The organism is Lacihabitans sp. LS3-19 (assembly GCF_024343575.1).
Lineage (GTDB): Bacteria > Bacteroidota > Bacteroidia > Cytophagales > Spirosomataceae > Leadbetterella.
Window position 1 is genome coordinate 1 of record NZ_RJUA01000069.1, and the last position, 2,016, is coordinate 2,016.

Consider the following 2,016-nt stretch of genomic DNA (forward strand, 5'->3'; position numbering starts at 1 on the left):
AGGCCTGAAATTATTAATAAAAGCAAAAGGAAAATGTACTACTGACCATATCTCTATGGCGGGTCCTTGGTTGAAATACCGTGGTCACTTGGACAACATTTCTAATAACCTTTTGATTGGGGCTGTAAACTTTGCAAATGACTCAACCAACAAAGTAAAAAACCAGTTGACAGGCGAATATGGCGAAGTACCAGCCGTGCAAAGAGCTTATAAAGCTGCTGGAGTGGGTTCAATAGTTGTTGGTGACGAAAACTATGGCGAGGGTTCTTCAAGAGAGCACGCAGCTATGGAGCCACGTCATTTGGGCGTAAGAGCTATCCTGGTGAAATCTTTCGCTCGTATTCATGAAACCAACCTAAAAAAACAAGGAATGTTGGCTTTGACATTTGCAAATCCTGCGGATTATGACAAAATCAAAGAAGATGATAGTTTAGATATTGTTGGTTTGACTTCTTTCGCTCCAGGTAAATCGTTGACTGTGGTAGCTAACCACTCTGATGGAACAAAAGACGAAATAGTTGTTAATCATACTTATAACGATGCTCAAATCGGCTGGTTCAAAGCTGGGGCGGCATTGAATATCATTGTAATGGAAGCTGGAAAGTAATATTTCTGGATTTTGGATTTAAGGAGAATCCTTGGCTGCGAGGCTGGGGATTTTTTTGTTGTCAATTCCAAGAAATAATATTTCAATAAAAATTAGTTTGAGCTTTAACAAAAAACAATCTCCATTTTAAATAAAAGGATACATTCTAAAGTTTATTTTTTGCGAAAACAATGGCATCATAATTGGCTTTCCTAAAATATCTAAAAAAATCGCATAATTTTAGATTTTAATAATACCATTTTTACCTTTATAAAGTAAATCGGCAATAAAAATCCGTAAAAAGTATACTAACCCCATGGATAAAGACAAAATAGACCAATTTCTCGAAAAATTAGAGAAAATTTCGGCAGTAAACTCAAAGATAAATTTTGAAATTGAAAAGCTTAGAAATGAGTTTAGTGAATCTCAGAAAAATAAGGAAACAGTAAAAGAAGAGATAATTGAAATTACTCCTGGCGTAGTTGTTTCTAAAAATACTGATAAAATTTTGGTTGAAAACCAAATAGTTGAAAAAGAAAGCATTACAGAAAAACTAATACCTAGTGTAAAAAACAACCTTGAAAAGTTCATTGGTGAAAACTTAATCAATAAAATAGGCATATTATTTACTGTAATAGGCGTATCAATAGGTGCCAAATATTCAATAGATCATGATTTAATTAGTCCTACAACTAGAATAATTCTTGGATATATAATGGGTTTGGGTTTGTTGGGTTTTGGCATTAAGCTGAAAGCCAAATACGAAAACTTCAGTGCTGTATTGGTAAGTGGCTCTATTGCAATATTATATTTAATGACTTTTGCAGCATATAGTTTTTATGGTTTATTCCCTCAAACCATTGCATTTCTACTAATGGTTGTTTTTACAATTTTCGGTATAATTGCCTCTTTAAATTATAATAGGCAAATAATAGCTTTAATTGGACTTGTGGGAGCATACACCGTTCCATTTTTATTAAGTAATGGCTCTGGAAGAGTTGACATTTTGTTTTCATATATATGTCTAATAAATCTCGGAATCCTATTTTTAGCCTTCAAAAAATCATGGAAAATACTATTTTATTCAGCATTTACATTTACTTGGTTGATATTCATTTTTTGGTTTAATTCGGATTATAAAGAAGACAATCATTTCTATTTAGCATTAGGCTTTAGTTTTATATTCTACGCTATTTTTTATGTGGCTTTTTTGGCAAATAAACTTTTGCTAAAAGAAAGATTCGAAATTTTGGATGTTGCTTTGATTCTTATTAATTCATTTATTTATTATGGTTTAGGTTATGGTATACTTAGCACTTCAAAAAGCGGAGAAGAATATTTAGGAATATTTACGGCATTAAATGCTCTAGCACATTTTATAGTTTCTAAAATCATAGAAAAACAAAAAGAATCTGAATTTAAACTTTTTC

The 2,016-nt window shown here is 31.8% G+C and carries 1 protein-coding gene and 1 pseudogene; both read left to right on the plus strand.

The annotated features are described in order from the left end of the window. A pseudogene (locus tag EGI22_RS15350) lies at positions 1–607 on the plus strand (aconitate hydratase); the annotation flags it as partial. Between the two features lie 295 nt (positions 608–902). Beyond that, on the plus strand, positions 903–2,016 hold a 1,114-nt coding region (locus EGI22_RS15355), incomplete at its 3' end, for a DUF2339 domain-containing protein (RefSeq protein ID WP_255069322.1).